Origin of the sequence: Micromonospora sp. ATA51, assembly GCF_016802855.1 — a bacterium.
In the GTDB taxonomy this organism is placed as follows: Bacteria; Actinomycetota; Actinomycetes; order Mycobacteriales; family Micromonosporaceae; genus Micromonospora; species Micromonospora sicca.
Genome location: NZ_JAEVHJ010000004.1, coordinates 1 through 19,205 on the forward strand (window position 1 = coordinate 1; position 19,205 = coordinate 19,205).

Annotated in this window: 16 protein-coding genes and 2 pseudogenes; 7 read left to right on the forward strand and 11 right to left on the reverse strand. The window is 68.4% G+C overall.

Translation table 11 applies throughout. The features are described 5' to 3' along the window. Window positions 1–96: 96 nt before the first annotated feature. A pseudogene (locus tag JNW87_RS01565) lies at window positions 97–648 on the forward strand (IS630 family transposase); the annotation flags it as partial. Here JNW87_RS01565 and JNW87_RS01570 read toward each other — a convergent pair. From JNW87_RS01570 to JNW87_RS01595, 6 genes are all read right to left on the reverse strand, one after another. Further along, a complete protein-coding gene (locus JNW87_RS01570) occupies window positions 635–1,492 on the reverse strand; it encodes an alpha/beta hydrolase (protein ID WP_238452817.1) in 858 nt (285 codons plus the stop codon). The pseudogene JNW87_RS01565 and the gene JNW87_RS01570 sit on opposite strands and share 14 nt — an antisense overlap. Window positions 1,493–1,765: 273 nt before the next feature. Next, window positions 1,766–2,848: an alpha/beta fold hydrolase gene (locus tag JNW87_RS01575; protein WP_238452818.1), complete on the reverse strand. Its 1,083-nt coding sequence runs from the start codon at window positions 2,846–2,848 to the stop codon at window positions 1,766–1,768. A 152-nt stretch (window positions 2,849–3,000) separates the two neighbouring features. Next, window positions 3,001–4,893, reverse strand: coding sequence for a transposase (locus JNW87_RS01580; RefSeq protein ID WP_238452819.1), 1,893 nt, complete (start codon window positions 4,891–4,893; stop codon window positions 3,001–3,003). Window positions 4,894–5,100: 207 nt separating this feature from the next. Further along, window positions 5,101–5,358: a hypothetical protein gene (locus JNW87_RS01585; protein WP_109803133.1), complete on the reverse strand. Its 258-nt coding sequence runs from the start codon at window positions 5,356–5,358 to the stop codon at window positions 5,101–5,103. Window positions 5,359–5,384: 26 nt separating this feature from the next. Further along, the gene (locus tag JNW87_RS01590; RefSeq protein ID WP_109803132.1) at window positions 5,385–5,867 is read right to left on the reverse strand and encodes an SRPBCC domain-containing protein; all 483 of its coding nucleotides are present in this window, start codon (window positions 5,865–5,867) and stop codon (window positions 5,385–5,387) included. Then, window positions 5,864–6,199 (reverse strand): helix-turn-helix transcriptional regulator, encoded by a 336-nt coding sequence (locus JNW87_RS01595; RefSeq protein WP_109803131.1) that lies wholly within the window; start codon window positions 6,197–6,199, stop codon window positions 5,864–5,866. The genes JNW87_RS01590 and JNW87_RS01595 overlap by 4 nt, the downstream gene beginning before the upstream one ends. Window positions 6,200–6,370: 171 nt before the next feature. Here JNW87_RS01595 and JNW87_RS01600 point away from each other — a divergent pair, with 171 nt between their 5' ends. The 3 genes from JNW87_RS01600 to JNW87_RS01610 all read left to right on the forward strand — a co-directional run bounded on the left by JNW87_RS01600 (window position 6,371) and on the right by JNW87_RS01610 (window position 10,454). Further along, entirely contained in the window at window positions 6,371–7,714 is a 1,344-nt protein-coding gene (locus JNW87_RS01600; protein WP_109803130.1) for a glycoside hydrolase family 18 protein, read from the forward strand. A gap of 218 nt (window positions 7,715–7,932) precedes the next feature. Next, window positions 7,933–8,346 (forward strand): SCP2 sterol-binding domain-containing protein, encoded by a 414-nt coding sequence (locus JNW87_RS01605; RefSeq protein ID WP_146231158.1) that lies wholly within the window; start codon window positions 7,933–7,935, stop codon window positions 8,344–8,346. Between the two features lie 5 nt (window positions 8,347–8,351). Then, window positions 8,352–10,454, forward strand: a complete 2,103-nt coding sequence (locus JNW87_RS01610; protein ID WP_238452820.1) for a glycogen debranching N-terminal domain-containing protein — start codon at window positions 8,352–8,354, stop codon at window positions 10,452–10,454. A 249-nt stretch (window positions 10,455–10,703) separates the two neighbouring features. Here JNW87_RS01610 and JNW87_RS01615 read toward each other — a convergent pair whose 3' ends face one another. Continuing rightward, window positions 10,704–12,494, reverse strand: a complete 1,791-nt coding sequence (locus JNW87_RS01615) for a long-chain fatty acid--CoA ligase (RefSeq protein WP_238452834.1) — start codon at window positions 12,492–12,494, stop codon at window positions 10,704–10,706. A gap of 536 nt (window positions 12,495–13,030) precedes the next feature. On the opposite strand from JNW87_RS01615, the gene JNW87_RS01620 reads away from it, so the two are divergent. Both JNW87_RS01620 and JNW87_RS01625 read left to right on the forward strand, forming a co-directional pair. After that, window positions 13,031–13,972 (forward strand): permease, encoded by a 942-nt coding sequence (locus tag JNW87_RS01620; protein ID WP_236648116.1) that lies wholly within the window; start codon window positions 13,031–13,033, stop codon window positions 13,970–13,972. Continuing rightward, window positions 13,969–14,691, forward strand: coding sequence for a TIGR03943 family putative permease subunit (locus JNW87_RS01625; protein ID WP_109803127.1), 723 nt, complete (start codon window positions 13,969–13,971; stop codon window positions 14,689–14,691). The genes JNW87_RS01620 and JNW87_RS01625 overlap by 4 nt, the downstream gene beginning before the upstream one ends. A gap of 108 nt (window positions 14,692–14,799) precedes the next feature. Here the strand turns inward: JNW87_RS01625 and JNW87_RS41205 are convergent. Continuing rightward, a pseudogene (locus JNW87_RS41205) lies at window positions 14,800–15,257 on the reverse strand (GNAT family N-acetyltransferase). 191 nt (window positions 15,258–15,448) lie between these two features. On the opposite strand from JNW87_RS41205, the gene JNW87_RS01640 reads away from it, so the two are divergent. Further along, window positions 15,449–16,225 (forward strand): thioredoxin family protein, encoded by a 777-nt coding sequence (locus tag JNW87_RS01640; protein WP_109803125.1) that lies wholly within the window; start codon window positions 15,449–15,451, stop codon window positions 16,223–16,225. Between the two features lie 181 nt (window positions 16,226–16,406). Here JNW87_RS01640 and JNW87_RS01645 read toward each other — a convergent pair whose 3' ends face one another. The 3 genes from JNW87_RS01645 to JNW87_RS01655 form a co-directional block, all read right to left on the reverse strand. Beyond that, window positions 16,407–17,246 carry an amino acid ABC transporter ATP-binding protein gene (locus JNW87_RS01645; protein WP_109803137.1) on the reverse strand — a complete coding sequence of 280 codons (840 nt, stop codon included), beginning with the start codon at window positions 17,244–17,246 and terminating at the stop codon, window positions 16,407–16,409. A 5-nt stretch (window positions 17,247–17,251) separates the two neighbouring features. Further along, window positions 17,252–18,046 (reverse strand): amino acid ABC transporter permease, encoded by a 795-nt coding sequence (locus JNW87_RS01650; protein ID WP_109803124.1) that lies wholly within the window; start codon window positions 18,044–18,046, stop codon window positions 17,252–17,254. Window positions 18,047–18,128: 82 nt separating this feature from the next. Continuing rightward, complete coding sequence (locus JNW87_RS01655) at window positions 18,129–18,947, reverse strand: basic amino acid ABC transporter substrate-binding protein (RefSeq protein ID WP_109803123.1); 819 nt, start codon at window positions 18,945–18,947, stop codon at window positions 18,129–18,131. Window positions 18,948–19,205: the final 258 nt, after the last annotated feature.

Genomic DNA, 19,205 nt, shown 5'->3' on the forward strand with positions numbered 1-19,205 from the left:
AGCCCGGTGCGGGGACGACCCGCACGCCGGGTTCGGCGGGCGGGGACGAGAAAACCGGCAGCCGAAACGCTGCACGGCGTCTCGTCCCCGACCCAACAGATTCAGGCGTTGGACCGTACCCAGCCGAGCCTGCCGCTCAAGCCCGGCCGGGCCGGCACGATGACCCACGACTACAAACGGCATGGCACCACGACCCTGTTCGCCGCGTTGGATGTGCTGACCGGCAAGGTCATCGGCAAGTGCTTCGCCCGGCACCGCCATGACGAGTTCCTGCGCTTCCTGCGCACCATTGACACGTCGGTGCCCCGCAAGCTGCAGATCCACATGATCGTGGACAACTACGGCACCCACACCCACCCGAACGTGAAGGCCTGGCTGGCCAAGCATCCACGCTTCCACCTGCACTTCACCCCGACCAGCTCGTCCTGGCTGAACATGGTCGAGCGCTGGTTCGCCGCACTGACCGACAAGATGATCCGCCGTGGCGTGTTCCGCAGCGTGGATGACCTCGTCACCGCGATCGAGGAGTACCTGCGGGTACACAACGACGACCCGAAGCCGTTCGTGTGGACCGCGACCGCCGAATCGATCCTCGCCAAGGTCCGACGTGGACGCGTCACCCTCCAACAACCGGCTAGTCAAAACTGAGACGGAACACTAGCAGCTCACGCGGACGTCCTTCAGGCGCCGGTCGCGGCCGGCCAGCCGGCGTGCTCCACGGCCCAGGCCAGGACGTGGTCGCGACCTCCTCCCACCCCTTCTGCGCGGGCAGCAGGTGCGCCATGCCTTCGTATTCCTTGATCTCGGTGATGGTCTTCGACGACTTGTAGTGCTTGGCGTTGGACCGCTGCACGCTCGGCGGCATGAGGTGGTCCTCGCTGCCGGAGACGAACAGCAGCGGCGCCCGGTTGTCGTTGTGGTAGTCGACGTGGATGTCCTGCGGGCCGGGCTGGAAGTTCGCCAGCACGCTGTTCCAGAGGATCCGCCCAGATGCCGGGATGTGGTACCGCTGGTAGAGCTCGAGGGACTCTTCCTCGGTAAAGGTGTTGGCGAACGTGTACTTCCACTGCTCGGGCGTCAGGCCGACGCCCTTGTGCCGGTTCGCCGGGTTCTTCAGCACCGGGAACGTCGACTTGATCTGGGACAGCGGCGTGACGAGCACGCCCTCGGTCGCCGCGGAGTTGAGTGCCACGCCCGCGGCGCCGAATCCGTGGTCCAGCAGGACCTGCGTGAACGCACCGCCCGCGGAGTGGCCGATGATGATCGGCGGCTCATCGAGGGCGCCGACCACCGACTCCAGGTGCGAGATGATCGCCGGGGCCGTCACCTCCCCGATCGGCGTCGGGTCGGCGTTGAGTGCCTCGACCTCCACCTCGAACCCTGGGTAGGCGGGCGCGATGACGTGGTAGCCGGCCCGCTGGTAGCGGTCGATCCAGTGTTCCCAGCTGCGCGAGGTCACCCAGAAGCCGTGGACGAGAACGATGGTCTTCATGCGGGGGCGGCCTTTCCGGCGAGGTACTCGATCTGCTGAGTTACACCTATTAGACCGAATAGCTCGGCGAAATGTGACAGGAACGAATCAGGCGGAGCACCCCACCCGGCGTGTCACCAACACGGTGAACCTTCTCGGTCAGCGCACTGTCGATCACCCCGGCACGGCCGGGCTTCGGGCTGTCGTAGGCCGTTCAAAACAGAGTCAGGCCCATTCGGGCGTACGGGCCGTGCCACTGCAAACCCGGTGGCACGGCCTACGGGTTCTTTTGCATCAAGTCGGTGGCAATCGCGACGGCCGCAGGGGCCGGGGTGGTGCGTACCTGGTGAATGCCGGTGGCATGGGCGCGTCGGTGAAGGTGCGTCCAAGGTCCAGGACGAGTTGGTACGGGTCGCCGAGCCCACGGGCGGTCTCGTTCAGGGTTCGGGGACTGGTGTCCGGCCAGCGACCGGTGTGGATGCGGGTGAACAGGGTGCGGAGCATGGCGATCTCCTCCGCCGCGCTGAAGGAGCAGTGCCCACCCCGGTTGACGTAGAGCTGGCGCAGCATGTCAGGGTTCCCGGCACGACGGACCTGCTCGGCGTACCAGCGTTCCTGGTGTGGCGGCGCGCCTCCGTCGCCGAGGGTGTGCATGGTGATCACCGGCACCGGGGTGCGGCCCTGTGGGACGGCGATGTGGTGCATGTAGTCGACCGCAACCGGGTCGGCGGCGATCCGAGGTGCGGCGGCGAGCCGGTCCAGGTCTGCCCGCAGGTTGAGCCCGGCCGTCCGGTACGCCTGCTCGACCTGGCTGGTCTGGGCGGATCGGGTTAGTTGACGCCGGTAGTCGACGCCGACGTTGGAGGACGGGTTGCCGCCGGCCCGCCGCTCCAGGTCCAGCCGTCCCGGCGGACCGTAGCCCAGGGTGTACGCGTACTGCAGCCACTCGGCCTGGTTGTGGATCTGCTCGACCGGGTCGGTTGGTCGTGGCTCGTGCGCGGAGTACCAGCCGGTGACGTTGCTCAGCGCGGCGGCCAGCGCCAGCCGCGCCTGCCCGTGCTTGGTGGTGAGCGCCTGCTGGATCGCGTCGGTGAGGGCCCGGGCGCCGCCGGTCGGGTCGTCCGGGTGTACCAGGTCGATGTCCTGGTCCGGCGCGAGCAGGGTGCGGATCGCGAACAGTACGTCCAGCCCGGAGTTGAAAGTGGCATGGGTGTCGTATGCGCCGCACATCGTCGCCACCCCGGCGAACCGCTGCGGGTGACGCTCGGCGAGTTGGGTCGCGATCCCCGCGCCCATCGACTGCCCGGTGGCGACTGTGTGCCGCGGCGCACCCACGTTGGCGTCGAACCAGTCCAGTAGCGCGATCTGGTCGTGCAATCCACGTTCGACCGCGTAGCCGAAGCCCTCGTCGGCGAACTGGGATGCGGCCAGGGCGTACCCGTGGTCGAGCAGCCATGCCTCGGTCTCGGACCGGTCCGGCGGCCTGTTCGTCAGCCCGATCCCGAACGACGGGAAGCGTCTCTGGTTTCCTATGTGATCCTCAGCGAGCCGGACTCCCTGCCGGTACTTCCGTCCCGGTGGGTGATCGGGGTGGCGCGTACGTGGCGGTGGAAGCCGCGGCCGAGGACGGCCCCGCGGACCCGGTGTGGGTGTCGCTGGGCGGTGGTGGGAACCGTGTGCGGCACCTGGCGAACCGGCCCTGACGGCTGGGTTTCCTGGGGTGTCCGTCCCGCCGGACGCTTGCCGGCAGTTCCCGGTGGGGGTTCTGCCGGGGCGGGAACCTGCCGTCGCAAGGGCAGCAGGCGTGAAGTCTTGACCGTTGCAGGTCGGACCTGCCTCGGGGTAGGTGCGGTCTTGCGTCGATCCCGCACCGGCCTGATCGTGGCGGTTGGGGTTGGTCGACGCGGCCGGCGCCGGACGGGTGTGTCGGTGGCTGTCCGGATCGCGGTGTTGCCGTTACGGTCGCGGCGGGTTTTGGCCTGGTTGGCCAGGCCCCGGGCGGCGATCCGCTGCGCGGCGGCGTGGTCACGGTCCAGTGACAGGCCACACGAGCAGGTGGCCCACCGGCACCCGGCCACGCGCCCCTGCGGTGTTTTGACGTGTTTGACCACAGCCCCGCAGCGGGGACAGCCCGACGATGTGCCACGCGCCGGGACAGTGACCACGGCGATGCCTGCTTTCGCGGCAAGGTGGGCGATGGCGGTGAACACGGTGCCGCGCACCGCACCAGACAGTCGCCGGTTGAGGCTGCGTGACCGGCCACCGGCCTCGAGCGTGGCGAGGTCCTCGACGTAGATGGCGGTGGCGCCGACCGCGGTCGCGTGGTCGACGAGCCACCGCGCCGCCGACCAGGCAAGAGCCTTGTTGAGATGCCGGATCCGGGCGCACACCGCCGAATGCTCAGCCTCCAGGACGGCAAGCTTCGCGGTCAGTTCCGGGTCGGCGGGGACGTGGGTGGGCCGGCCGTCACGCAGCCGCGCCAGATGGTCGGCTTTGGTGTGGAGGTGTTCGCGGTGGCGGCGTAGCCGCACCAGTTTCGCCGACACCCCGGTCGCGTCGAACCGCAACGGACGCCCCCGCACCACCACCGAGCCCTCCTCGAGGTCGGCCACGGTCGCGGTCAGCAGGGTGTTCACACCCCAGTCGACACCCAGCGCCCGAGCGTGACCGTCCACCGGCGGCGGGGTGCGCGGGGTCTGCCAGGGCAGGTCGACCCGCACCTTGCCATCGCGGGGCCGCAGCGTCGGGCTGCACACCTTCACCCGGGCGGGCACCGGCGCCGGCAGCACCAGGTCGAAGGCGTGCCACACCCAGTCGCGGTACGAGGCCGGTGCCGCGCACATCGGAAGCTGCGACCACACCCGCACGATGCGGTCGTCGACCCGGTCGACGACGACCTGTTGCCGGTCGGCCGCGGCGAGGCTCACCTGCCGCGCCACGACCGGCGGACCCTCCAGCTCACACAGGTCCACCGGCAGCCGCCCATGCCTGCCGAGATATGCGGTGATCTGCCGGGTGCGGTTGCGGATCGTCGCGTTGTCGGTGCCCTCGGGTAACTGCGCACGCAACGCCGACCATTCCTCACCGGTCCGGGCGAACGGATCGGCCGGCCACGTCGCGAGCAGCGCGGCAACGACCGCACGACGGTGGCATCCCAGACGCAAAGCGCGGGCGGCTTCCTCCTCCGCGATCCGACGAACCCGGTCCGACACCACCACACCCGCCGGCGCCACCGCACCCCAACCGAGCCGGCGCAAAGCCATCCACCCGCTGCTCGGCAGACGCCTCCCATCAACCCCGACGCCACCACCAAACACCGCAAGATCGGCATCCGACCAGTGCGCCGCGATCACCCCGTCGGCCATGCCCCGAACCAGGTCCGCCAGCCACCCCACCCGGTCGGCGAACACCCGCCCAGCCACAGGCCTCTGAACTCCGGGTGCGTCGGGCTTACCACCGCACAACGCCCGGTACGCGGTGCACGTCGCGGTCGACGTCAACCACGCACCAGCCACTACCCCACGCCCCTACCCGCAGCTACCAACAGTCGACGCTCCACCATACGGGACCGGATCCCGCAAATCCGGCCGGCGAGCACGGCCACCAGCGAACCGAAACACCACATAGGATCACTTAGCCAACCAGCCAGCAGTGGCACACCCTTCCGGGAGGTACCCGTGGCTGTACAGCACGAGTGTGCCGTTCCAGCTCTGCGGCAGTTCCACCCGGAAGTCGGCGCCGTCGATGGTCCCGGTGATGGTGCGCCGACCCGATGCCGTCGTCGACGCCGCGCTGACGGCGACCGGGGGAACGGCCATGCCGCCGGCGGCTACCAGGGCGGCCGTCAGAGTCAGCCGTCGGGTCAGAGTACGTACCGCTCGCCGCATCCCCTGCTCCTTCCGTCGTCGCAGGTTCAGGCGTAGAGGGAGCGGCCGGTTTCCAGCAGTGACTTCAGGTCGCTGAGGACCTCCGCCCAGCCGCCACCGGCGCTTTCGATCTCGCCGTTGACCTGGGCCAGGGTCTGTGGCGCGCCGGCCAGCTCATGGGTCACGGTGAGCGAGGTGACACCGTTGTGCTGCTCGGCGATCTCGTATGTCAGCCGAGTGGCCGGCTCGTCCAGCCAGGTGGGCCGCCAGGTCTGAACCAGCTTGAACGGCGGGTCCACCTCGACCACCTCGCCCTCGACCGGCACCTCCGGCATGCCCGCCTGCTGGTGCTCCTCGATGGCGAGGGCCCGGTATCGACCGCCCGGCCGCAGGTCGTATTCGGCGATGCCCTGGTAGCCGTACTTCTGGGTCCACTCGGGCTTGGTGATCGCGTCCCAGATCGCTTGGGGTGTGGCCTTGATGTACACCCGGTAGACCTTCGTGGTCCCGGCCGTCGTCGTGGTGGTCATCGGTTCTCCTCCGGTTCGTCGCGTTCGAGCTCAGCCTTGAGGTCCAACAGCGCCGCGGCGTGGCCCTCGGTGTACTTGTCGATCCACCGGTCATGGATCAACCTGATCGGCACCGGGTTGAGGAAATGCAGCTTCTCCCGGCCCCGCCGTCGAGTGACCACGAGACCGGCGTCCTCGAGCAGGCGCAGGTGCTTCATGACACCGAAACGCGTCATCGCCAGCTCGGCCTCCAACTCCGTCAACGTCTGGCCGTCGCGGACGAAGAGGCGATCGAGCAGGGCACGTCGCGTCGGATCGGCGAGCGCCTTGAACACCAGGTCGTCGTCGCTCACAGGAGCCAGAATAGGTGACCGAATGGTCACATGTCAACGCCCGTACCCGAGGACGCCGCACCGACCGGACGACCATGCCGAGACAGCCCTTGACCGCAGGACGTGATCGGCTTAGCTTCATCAATCAGCAAAGTCTCTTTACGATTCGCTCCATTCCTCGTGGGAGTGCCGATGCGATCTCTCCGTCACCGCCGCCTCGCTGCTCTGGTCGCCCTGGCGACCGTGCTGGTCACCGCCGCCCCACCGACCGCCGCGAGCGCGGGTGAAAGCCCGAACCGCCGTGCCGGCTTCCACCGGGTCGGCTACTTCACCCAGTGGGGTATCTACGGCCGGGCCTTCCCGGTCAAGAAGCTCGACACGTCCGGGGCGGCAAGCCGTCTCACCCACGTCAACTACGCCTTCGGCAACGTGAGCGAGGACGGGCGCTGCTATGTGGACGGCGGGCCGGGCGAGGGCGACGCCTGGGCCGACTACCAGCGTCCGGTCCCGGCAGAGGAGAGCGTCGACGGGGTTGCCGACGCCTGGGGCGAACCGCTCAACGGCAACTTCGGGCAATTGGCCAAGCTCAAGGCCAAGCACGCCGACCTGAAGGCGCTGATCTCGCTGGGCGGCTGGACCTGGTCGACGTACTTCTCCAACGCCGCCCGCACCGACGCCTCCCGCAAGGCCTTCGTCGCCTCCTGCATCGATCTCTACCTGAAGGGGAACCTGCCGGCCCTGGACGGTGGCAGCGGCGGCCCCGGTGCGGCCGCCGGCGTCTTCGACGGCATCGACCTCGACTGGGAGTGGCCGAACTGGCCGGGCGAGCCCGGCAACGTGATCCGCCCCGAGGACCGGCAGAACTTCACCAAGCTGCTCGCCGAGTTCCGCCGGCAGCTCGACGCGTACGGCCGGCAGACCCACAAGCACTACGCGCTGACCGCTTTCCTGCCGGCCAGTCCGGCGACGATGGACGCCGGGTACGAGGGTCGCAAGATCTTCCGGTACCTGGACTTCGCCACCGTGCAGGGGTACGACTTCCACGGCGCCTGGGACGCGGTGACCAACCAGCAGTCGGCGCTGCGCGTGCCGACGGGAGCGCCGGACAACCCGGACTTCTCCGCTGAGGTGGCGATCGACGGCTGGATCGCCCGGGGTGCACCGCGCGACAAGCTGGTCCTCGGCATCCCGTACTACGGTCGGGGCTGGACCGGCGTCACCGGTGGTGGAAACGGCCTGTTCCAGCCCGCGGCCGGGCCCGCGCCGGCCACCTTCGACGCCGGGTACGAGGACTACCGGCAGCTCAAGACCCTGGCGGGCAATAGCTTCACCGTCCATCGCGACCTGCGTGCCGGGCACGCCTGGCTGTTCGACGGCACCACGTTCTGGACCTACGACGATCCGGCGGTCGTGCTGCAGAAGACGCTGTACATCCGGCGGGCCGGCCTGGCCGGAGCCATGGCCTGGTCGTTGGACGGCGACGACGACAACGCCACCTTGACCAGGACGATCAGCCTCGGCCTCGCAACGCCTTGACGTTCTCTCCGCCCTGAGGGGTGGAGGCTCCCTCCCAGCGTCCCCCGGGCGAGTATGTTGATCGCTGGGTTGACGTCCCGGTCGTGCACCGCCCCGCACAGGCAGGTCCACGACCGGACGAACAGCTCGGCCCAGACTCAGGTGTGCATCTGCCTCACGTTTCGCAAACACCTGAACACGCATCCATGCCTGCATAAACTCGCGCTTGGGGGGCGGGCATGAGTGCGATCGCTGAATTCTTCGTCGGTCTGGGGCCGCGAGGTCGCTCACTGTTGCCGCCACGGGTTCACGGGACGCTCCGTATTGATCTTGTCGACCAGGACTGCACCAGCCACTGGTATGTGGACATGACGGCGGCGGACAGGGTGTTGGTGACCCGCGACAGCAGGCCCGCCGACGCGGTGCTGACCACCACTCACCGCTTGCTCGAGCGCTTGGTGTGCGGGGACCAGTCGGCAATAGCCGCGCTGCTCCGCAACGAGGCAACATTCGCCGGGGACACCCGCTTGATCCTGGCCTTCCGCCGGTTCTTTCCGTCGCCCGCTGGCACCCGCGACCCGCGGGAGGTGGCGCGACAGCATGCACTGCACGGGCAGGCATGGCGGGAGCGCCTGCAGACACGGATCTCGTGAGTGCCATGGGCAGACCTATCAGCATGCTGGACGGCAACACCTTCCTGGTCTGCGACGACACGGGAGACATCGACGCCTCACGTAAGGTGCCGACAGGCCTGTTCTCCTATGACACCCGGTTCTTGTCCAACTGGCGGTTGAGCATCAACGGGGAGCGGTTGCACGCGCTGTCCGTCGACGACGTCCGGTACTTCGAGACCCGGTTCTTCCTCGTTCCCGGAGAGCCGACCCACTACGTCGACGCGAAGGTGTCCGTCATCCGGAACCGCACGATTGGCGGCAGTTTCACCGAGGACCTCGCGGTCCTCAACCACGCCGATCACGAGGTGGACCTGACGGTTCGGCTGGACATGGCGTCCGACTTCGCGGATATCTTCGAGATCAAGAATCCGCAGAGCAAGAAGGCGACTGTGTCGGCCACCGTGGAGGAGAAAAAGCTACGGCTGCGCTACCGCCGGGACCGGTTCCACCGAGAGACGGTGATCTCCACCTCGGCCGACGCGCAGATCGACTCCGGTGGGATGACCTTCCGCATCCGTGTTCCGGGCCAGTCTGAATGGCAGACACAGCTGCGCGTGCAAACCCTGGTGCTCGGTGCACACGAGCGGGACTTCCGCGACAGCCTTGAACTGCGCCACGTGCGTAATCCAGACGAGCTCGACGAGCAACTACGCGAATGGATGGCAGCAGCCCCACGGCTGTCGTGTGACAGCCTGGACATCGTCTCCACCTACAGGCGCAGTTTGGCGGACCTGGCGGCGCTGCGCTACTCGTCGATCACGATGGCGGCAGAACTGGTCGCCGCCGGGCTGCCGTGGTTCATGACCGTCTTCGGGCGCGACAGCATCTTCACCTGCCTGCAGGCTCTACCGTTCACCCCGCAGCTGACCCCGACCACCCTCGGCACCCTTGCCTACGGGCAGGGCAGCCGGATCGACGACTTCCGCGACGAGGAACCGGGCAAGATCCTTCACGAGCTGCGCTATGGCGAGTCCGCGGGGTTCGCCGAACAACCACACTCGCCGTACTACGGCGCTGCGGACAGCACCCCGCTGTTCGTGATCCTGCTCGACGAATACGAGCGGTGGACCGGCGACGACACCCTCGTACGCGCCTACGAGTTCGAAGCCCGCGCAGCCTTGTCCTGGATCGACACCTACGGCGACCTGCTCGACACCGGCTACATCTGGTACCAGACCCGCAATCCTGACACCGGCCTGGCCAACCAGTGCTGGAAAGACTCCTGGGATTCCATTTCCTATCGCGACGGCCGACTACCGCCGTTTCCGCGGGCCACCTGCGAGCAGCAGGGCTATGCGTACGACGCCAAGATGCGGGGGGCCCGTCTGGCCCGCCTGTACTGGAACGATCCCGCCTTCGCCGAGCGGCTGGAGCGGGAAGCCGCCGAGCTCAAAGACCGGTTCAATCGCGAGTTCTGGATAGCCGACGGCGAGTACTACGCGCTCGCCCTCGACGCCGACGGCGGCCAGGTCGACGCCCTGTCCTCCAACATCGGCCACCTTCTGTGGAGCGGCATCGTCGACGAGTCCCGGGCCGGTAGGATCGCCGAGCTCCTCCTCGGCGACCGCCTGTTCTCCGGCTGGGGTGTGCGCACCCTCGCCACCGACTGCGCCCGCTACAACCCCGTCGGCTACCACGTCGGCACGGTTTGGCCCTTCGACAACTCCATCATCGCCTGGGGCCTGTGGCGCTACGGCTACCGCCGAGAGGCCGCAACAATCTGTGAGGCCATGTTCGACGCCGCCCGGCACTTTCAGGGCCGGCTACCCGAAGCCTTTGCCGGCTACCCACGAGTCCGCACCAGATCTCCCGTGCAGTATCCGACGGCATGCAGTCCCCAGGCCTGGTCGGCCGGGACTCCCCTCTTGCTGCTGCGCGTCATGCTCGGCCTCGAACCACACGACGAACACCTCATCATCGATCCAGAGGTACCCGCCGGCATTGGACGAGTCGAACTCCTCGACATCCCCGGGCGATGGGGCAAGATCGATGCCCTCGGACGCAGCCGCACACCGGACGACGATTCTGAACAAGCAACGAGCCGGAACGGCGCCGGGGCCCTCACCGAAGGCAGACGCGGGGCCTGAACCAGATGATGTGCTCGGCATTCGCACAGGGCGCACGGGGTTACCGCAGCGAGACACCAGCAACCGACGCCTCTCGCCGAATCCCACGGGTGGAGGAGCCCGCGGCAAGCCGCCGGATGCCGCTACCAGGCTCCTCCACCACCACTGGCCTCACTACCCGGCCGTCAACCACATCGGGGGTAACGAGTCCCTCCGGCACGACTGGCACAGCCAGCCATCCCGCCTCCGGCGTGGGTCGGTGTGCAGGCGTCAGTGCCCGCGGTAGAGCGCTTCGACATCGTCGGCGAAGTGGCGCTGCACAACCTCTCGCCTGATCTTCAAAGTAGGGGTGAGTTCTCCGTCGGCTTCGGTGAGGTCCCGCGGCAGGATGCGGAAGGTCTTGACCTGTTCGGCCTTGGACACCGTCTGGTTGGCGCTGTCCACGGCGCCCTGGACCGCCGCACGCAGCTCAGCGTTGTCCTGCAGCTCGGCGACCTGTGCGTCCGGGTGGCCGTGTCTGACCCGCCACCGCGACCACGCCTGGGGGTCGATGGTGACCAGCGCCGCGACATAGGGGCGGTCGTCGCCGACGAGCATGCTCTGGCTGATCAGCGGGTGCGTGCGGATCTTCTCCTCGATCGGCGCCGGGGCGAGATTGTTCCCCGTCGCGGTCACGATGATCTCCTTTCTGCGTCCGGTGATGCGTAGGAAGCCCTCGTCGTCGAGACTGCCGAGATCACCGGTGCGCAGCCATCCGTCTGCGGTCAACGTGTCGCTCGTGGCCTCGGGGTTGTTCCAGTACCCGGCGAAAACGACGTCCCCGCGGACGAGAACCTCGCCGTCGTCGGCGATGCGGACCTCCACGCCCGGCAACGGGCGGCCGACCGTGCCGATCTTCATCGCCGAGGGCCTGTTCGCCGTCACCGCCGGGGACGTCTCGGTCAGCCCGTACCCCTCCAGCGGGGTGATGCCGGCGCCGCGAAAGAAATGCCCGAGCCGCTCCCCCAGTGGCGCCCCACCCACGATCGCCGTACGGCATTGTCCGCCAATCGCGGCGCGCAACCTGCGGTACGCCACGACATCACACACCGCGCGCGCCACCCGCCACAGCACTCCCGGGCCCCGCGGCGTGTCCATCGCCCGGCTGTACCGCACGGCCACGGCATCGACGACGGAGAACAGCCGTCCCCGGTGCGCGTCTTCGGCTTTGCGCCGGGCCTGGTTGTACATCTTCTCGAACACCCGGGGTACCGCGAGGATGAACGTCGGGCGGTACTTCCGCAGCTGGTCCAGCACCCCGGCAGCGGTGGCGCTGTGCACCATGGTCGCCCGCCTGTACACCATCCCAACTTGAATGAGCCGGGCGAACGCGTGCGCCAGCGGCAGAAACAGCACTGTCGACGCACCTGGACGCAACAAATCCGGCAGCACCGCGGCGGCACCCCTGACGTCGCAGAGAATGTTGTGGTGGGTCAGCACGCAGCCCTTTGGACGGCCCGTCGTGCCGCTGGTGTAGACGATGCTGGCCAGGTCACCGCCCGACACCGCCCGACGCCGGGCCTCGACCTGCATGTCGTCGACCATGCGGCCGGCACCCGCCAGGCCGATCAGGTCCCCGGCGTCGATCTGCCAGATTCGGCCCAGGGCAGGGAGCCTGTCATGCAGGCCGGCGAGCAGCGCGCCTTGCCCGCTGGTCTCGACCACACACGCCACCGCACCCGAATCCGACAGGATCCACTCCACCTGATCGGCGCTGGAGGTGTCATAGACGGGAACGGTGATCGCCCCGATGGACCACAGGGCGTAGTCGACGAGGGTCCACTCGTAGCGGGTGCGGCTCATCAGCCCCACCCTGTCGCCGTGACCCACACCGGCCGCGATGAATCCGCGCGCGATGCTGAGGACATCGTCGCGGAACTGCAGACAGGTCACCGGCACCGGACCGCCCTGCACTGACCGACTCGCCGGCCATGACCGGGGAACCGGATCCGGGCGGACGAATTGCACAGCGTCAGGGGCCTTTCGGGCGTTCTCCCACACCATCTCGGCCAAGCCGGGCATCCCCGTGCCGCTGACCGTCGGGTCCGCCGTCACGTCCTGCACGTCCGCTCCTTCGCTCGCTGCACCGTGACTCAACCGGCACCGAGTCATCATGACCTGATGAGCAGCTCAGCCGGGGTAAACCCGCGAACTTGACCAACACTGCGAACGCCAGCGGTGGATATCGGGCCCGAGGGCCGTCGAACCGTCCGTCATTCCAGACTCTCCCGACCACCTCGGCGCCCTCGGCGATGGCGGGGCGAAGGCCTACGAGGAGCCAGCTTGCGTGGGCGCTCGCTGGCGGATCCGCAAACGGACGTTCGTCGAAGCCTCGTGCTCGTCTCCCAAACTGGAGCCGGCCTCGCCGCGCCCACCTTCCGTCGCCGAACAATCACTCTAGGATGCACTCGTCGACGTCGGAGTAGGTGATCGCGGTGAGCACGACCGATCCTGCCGCCACTGCGGAAGTGGTCCCCGAGTCCGTCGCACCGGCTGCGCCTGAGCAGGCCGCGCCACCCGCGGGCGCTGGTCCGGCGCCACCGCCGCGCGACCGGCGGATCGGCTCCGTCGAGGTGCTCTTCGTGGTCCTCATCCTCATCGGCGTCCTGCATCGGCAGCTCGGCGGCCTGATGGCCGACCCGCGTCTGCAGACCTGGCTGACCGTGTTCGTGTCGGTGATGGTGCAGGCCGTGCCGTTCCTCGTCTTCGGCGTGGTCCTCTCGGCCGTCATCGCGGTGTTCGTACCCCGGTCGATCTGGGCCCGGGCCCTGCCCCGCCACCCGGCGCTCGCGGTTCCCGTCGCCGGCGTCGCCGGCGTGGTGCTTCCCGGCTGCGAGTGCGGCTCCGTGCCGATCGCCGGCTCCCTGATCCGCCGCGGCGTGACCCCCGCCGCCGCCCTGGCGTTTCTGCTCGCCGCACCGGCGATCAACCCGATCGTGCTCACCGCGACCGCCGTGGCCTTCCCGAAGAACCCGGAGATGGTCGCCGCCCGCGCCGGCGCCAGCCTGGTCGTCGCGATGCTGATGGGCTGGTTGTGGCTGCGACTCGGCCGCGCCGAGTGGATCCGCCTGCCATCTCGCGCCCACCTCGACGGTCTGCCCCGGATGGCGGCGTTCTGGGCCGCGTGCCGGCACGACATCGTTCACGCTGGCGGCTTCCTCGTCCTCGGGGCGATGGCCGCCGCGACCATCAATGTCGCCGTGCCCCAGACCTTTCTCCACGAGCTGGCGAAGCACCCGGTGCTGTCCGTGCTCGCCCTGGCCGTGCTCGCCGTACTGCTGTCGATCTGCTCCGAGGCTGACGCGTTCGTCGCCGCGTCGCTGTCCCAGTTCTCCCTGACCGCCCGGCTGGCGTTCCTCGTGGTCGGCCCGATGGTCGACCTGAAGCTCATCTCCATGCAGACCGGCATCTTCGGCCGGCGCTTCGCCGCCCGCTTCGCGCCGGCGACCTTCGGCCTCGCCGTGCTGGTCGCGGCCGGACTCGGGACGGTGATCTGGTGAACCGAGGCGCCCAGGCCCTGGTGGTGATGCTCCTCGGCGGTGCCGTACTGCGCGCCACCTGGACCGACGTCTACCTGCGCTACGTCAAGCAGGGCCTGCGGCCCTTCCTGATCGCCGCCGGCCTGCTCCTGGTCACCACCGCGGTGATGACATTGATCTACGAGCTGCGCGACATGCACCGGCCGGCAGACCACCCGGACGACGACGACCACGGCCACGCCCACGGCGGACCGGTCGTGGGCTGGCTGCTGCTACTCCCCGCCTTCGGACTCCTCATGATCGTGCCACCGGCTCTCGGCGCGGACACCGCCGCCCGCGCGGGCTCCGCCCTGACCAGCATCGAGGACACGGCCTACCCGCCACTGCCGCCGGGCGACCCGGCGAAGCTCACCCTGCTCGAGTACGGCTACCGCGCCGTCTACGACTCCGGCCGCACCCTCCGGGACCGCGAGATCCAGCTCACCGGCTTCATCGCCACCGGACCGGACGGCCAGCCGATGCTCGCCCGCATCATCCTCGCCTGCTGCGCCGCCGACGGCGTACCCATCAAGATCGGCCTTCGCGGCGACGTGCCCCGACTGGCGTCCGACACGTGGGTGCAGGTACAGGGTCGGTGGATCCCGCACACCGCCAAGGATCCGGTCAACGACTCCGACATCCCCTACCTCGAGGTCGACATTTGGCAGAAGATCAGCCCGCCCGCCGAGCAGTACGAGTGAACCGGTCGCTGGCACCAGCGGCAGTGCCAAGAACATCGAGAAGGCGCTCGCCGACCTGGTTGGCCGGACGCTGGCCAGCGCGGCCCGCCAATCACGATAGCTCGGCGGCTACTTGAGCTTTCGAGTCGATCGGGCCACGACATCGTCGTACTCCGGGTGCTTACCCAGCCACTCGCCGAGGAAGGGGCAGATTGGCACCACGAGCCGGCCCTTGGCCCGCGCGTCGTCCATCACCGCACGAGCGAGGGTCGATTGAGGCCCCTGCCCTCGAACTCCGGATCGACATCGGTGTGGGTGTAGACGATGATGTTGCCGGTCAGTTGGTAGGTGACCACCCCTGCCACCGCGCCCGCCTGGTCCCGTGCCTCGAACCGCTCCCGCCCTGGCGCGTCTGTCACGGTGAACTCCACCCGACCATCCAAGCACGGCTCCCGCAGCTTGACGTCTGAGGGCGCTCCCCTCGTAGGTCGGAGCCCATCCACCGCCGGGCGCCAGCCGACCTGGACCTGTCTGGCATCGGTCCCACGGCCGCTCCGCCCAGGCCGGCGGCTCGGCAAAAGGCGCATAAGACCGAATCGCGGCGCATCGAGGTCAGAGGCTGAGCCCCCGGTAGTAGCAACGCCGCACGGTCAAGGCGGCGCGATGGTTGTGAAAAGGGGCGCGTCGCCAACCGCCGGCGCGCGGCGACTATCACGCATGGTCGCGGCCGTAACGGGAATCGGAGATCCGCCAGCAGGACTTACGGAGGAGACGCGCCATGACGGACCCATCGCGCAGCGGGTCGAATCGTGCCCGTCCGCCGGAGTCGCCGCTGCAGCCGCATGACGTCGCGCCGACGGGCGGCTTCGCCGTCGTGGAGCTGTTCACCTCCCAGGGCTGCTCGAGCTGTCCTCCTGCGGAGGAAGTGCTGACCGAGATCGAGCGCGACGCCCGGAAGCGGGGACAACCCGTGTTCGCCCTCGGCTTTCACGTCGACTACTGGGACTACCTGGGCTGGCCCGACCAATTCGCCGACGTGGCGTACAGCGCGCGGCAGCAGGCGTACGCGCGCGCCTTCGGCTCCGGGCAGTTGTACACCCCGCAGATGGTCGTCAACGGCACCGTCGAGTTCGTCGGTTCCGACCGTCGGCGGGCGGCGACCGCGATCGCGTCCGCCCTGACGGTGGTGGCCACCACGCCGCTCGCACTGTCGGTCGAGGACGCCGCCGGGGGCACGGGCGGCGGGCACCGGGTGGTGGTGGACTACCGGACCGAGCGGCCGCCGGAGCGGGCGGTGTTGAACGTGGCGATCGTGGAGCGTGGCCTGGAAAGCGAGGTCGCCCGGGGTGAGAACGCCGGGCGGACGCTGCGGCAGGACAACGTGGTGCGCGGCTTCACGTCGTTGGGTCTGGACGCCGAGCGTGGGCGGGTGGAACTGGAGGTGTCGCCAGACCTTGATCCTCAACAAGCCTCGGTGGTCGGCTACGTGCAGCACGACGGTGACAAGGCCATCGTCGGCGCCGCGGCCATCGGCATGTCCGCCGAGCCTGGATGAGAGCTGCTGGTGACGGCATGAGCGGCGACGACGCGCCCCGTCCGAACCGGGCGGGGCGCAACGGCGCAGCTGCATCCTGACCGACGGAGCGATGATCGGCATGCTGCTGAACGCCCACAGCCTGCCTGGCGATCGCGGCCACACGCTTCAAACGGCGTCCATGATTCAGGATGGGCGGCTGTCAGAGGTTGTGGCGGTCGTCGGCCGGCAGCCGGGGCGGCTCCGGTGACTCGGCGGACTGGTCGGGCTGACCGAGCTGCGCGACATGGGTCGGGTCGAGGACCCGGGAGAGGAACGAGCGGGTCCGTTCGTGCCGCGGCGCGCCGAGTACCTCCTGGGGCGGCCCCTGCTCGACCACCACGCCGCCGTCCATGAACACGACCCGGTCGGCGACGTCCCGCGCGAACGCCATCTCGTGGGTGACCACCAGCATCGTCATGCCGTCCTCGGCCAGCTGGCGCATGACGGTGAGCACGTCGCCGACCAGTTCCGGATCGAGCGCGGAGGTCGGCTCGTCGAAGAGCATCAGCTTGGGGTCCATCGACAGCGATCGGGCGATCGCCGCCCGCTGCTGCTGCCCGCCGGAGAGCTGCGCCGGGAACGCGTCGGCCTTGTCGGTCAGGCCGACCCGCTCCAGGTTGCCCCGCGCGATCCGCTCGGCTTCGGCGCGGCCACGCCGGAGCACCCGGCGCTGGGCGATGGTGAGGTTGTCCAGCACGGTCAGATGCGGGAAGAGGTTGAACGACTGGAAGACCATGCCGATGCCGCGGCGGACCGAGTCGATCTCGACATCCGGGTCGGTCATCTCGGTCCCGTTCACCCAGATCTTGCCGGCGGTCGGCTCCTCCAACAGGTTGACGCAGCGCAGCAGGGTCGATTTGCCGGACCCGGACGGCCCGATGACGCACACCACTTCGCCGTGGCCGACCTCGAAGTCGATGCCCTTGAGCACTTCGAGCGACCCGAAGGACTTGTGCAGGTCGCGGATCTCGACGGCGGGCTGGGTTTGAGGAGTGGTCATGTGGGTCACCGAGCCTTGGCGTAGCGGAGTTCGAGGCGACGTACCACCTGGGACAGGGGCAGGGTGATGATCAGGTAGGTGAGGCCGGCCACCAGCAGCGGGGTGGCGTTCACCCGGTCGTTCAGCGTGTCCCGACCGAACTTCGTGACCTCGATGGTCTGCGCCGTCACGCCGAGCACGTAGGCGAGCGACGAGTCCTTGGTCAGCAGAATGAGCTCGTTCGTCAGCGGCGGGATCACGATCCGGAACGCCTGCGGGATGACGATGGTGCGCATCGCGGTGAAGTGCGACATGCCGAGGGTGCGCGCCGCCTCCATCTGCCCCTTCGGCACGGCCTGGATGCCGGCCCGGATGGTCTCGGCCATGTACGCCGCGGCGGTCAACCCGAGACCGATCGCGATCGATCCGAACACGCCGCCCGGAATCTCCCGCTCCGGGAAGGCGATGGGAATGCCGTATCCCACGAGGAAGAGCACCAGCAGCGCGGGCAGACCGCGGAACAGTTCGATGTACGCCGTCGCCACCCAGCGGTACGGAGCCACCCGGGACAGCCGCATCAACGCGAGGACGGTGCCGAACACGAGGCCGAAGGCGAACGCACCCAGCGTGTACAGGATCGTGTTGCGGAGCGCAACGGTGATGATCGTCGGGAACATCGACTCGATGATGTCGACCCGGAAGAACGCCTCGCTCAGCCTGCCCCAGTCCGCGGCAAAGATCACCACGGCGATGATGGCGACAAAGGCCAGGTACTGGAGCCAGAGGGACAGCCGCTCTCGCTGGCGGCGTCGCAGCTTCACCGTTCGACTCTCCTTGACTGGGCGGAGGTTGCCGACGCGCAGGGCGCGCGCCAGGCGCGCGCCCTGCTGCTACAAGGTTCGATCACTTGTTCGGCTGCTTGCCGATCCACTTCTCGTAGATCTTGTCGTACGTGCCGTCCTGCTTGGCCTTGGCCAGCACCTCATTGATCTTCTTGAGCAGTTCCGGGTTGCCGTCCTTCTTCACCGAGAACCCGTACTGCTCTCCGGTGTCGAACTCGGCCGCCACCTCGAACCCGCCCGAGTGCTCCTTGATGTACTCGGTCCAGACCGGCAGGTCGTTGATGGCGGCCTCGATCTGGCCGTTGGCCAGGGCCTGCTGCTCGGCGGCGAGGTCCTCGAACTCGACGAGCTGCAGGCCCTTCTCGTCGGCGAGCTTCTTGGCGTAGTCACGGCCAGTCGTCGCAGCCTGGACGCCGAGCTTCTTGCCCTTGAGGTCGTCGAGCGACTTGTACGGCTTGCCGGTCTTGACCAACATCGCCTGGGTTGCGTCGAAGTAGGGATCGGAGAAGTTCATCACCTTCTGCCGCTCCTCGGTGATCGTCATGCCGGCAGCCGCGGCGTCACACTTGCCCGTGTTCAGGTCCTGGCCGGACTTGATCCCCTCGAACGGCGTGTCGACGATCGTCTGTTCGACGCCGAGTTCCTTGGCGACCAGGTCCATCACGTCGACGTCGAACCCGACCACCTTGCCGCTGGAATCCTTGGACTGGAACGGCGCGTACGGCAGGTGGGTGCAGACGGTCAGCTTGCCCTTCTCGATGAGCTTGACCCCGCCCGCCTGGACCTCGCCCTCGTCCTTCTTGGCGCATCCCGCGCTCACCGCGAGGGCGGCGATCGCCACGACGAGGCCGGCCTTGCGGACTGCGCTATCGAACCTCACGGCTATGTCCCTCCGAATTCAGCCCCCATATGACGGGCAGCCAGGGTTGGTGCAAAGACGGTGTGACAGGCGACGGTACCTGATCTGACGAGCCGTACCAAGATCACGACGGGGCGCTAGACCAAGCTGCAACCGTTCCGCTCGGTAAACCCGGCACTCGCCACGCAACCGCACCTGGAAAGGCTGTGCCCGACTCCTCCGGGAGCCCCGGACGGGGCCACTCGGCTGCCGTACTTCGAGGAGACGATGTCCGGTCCC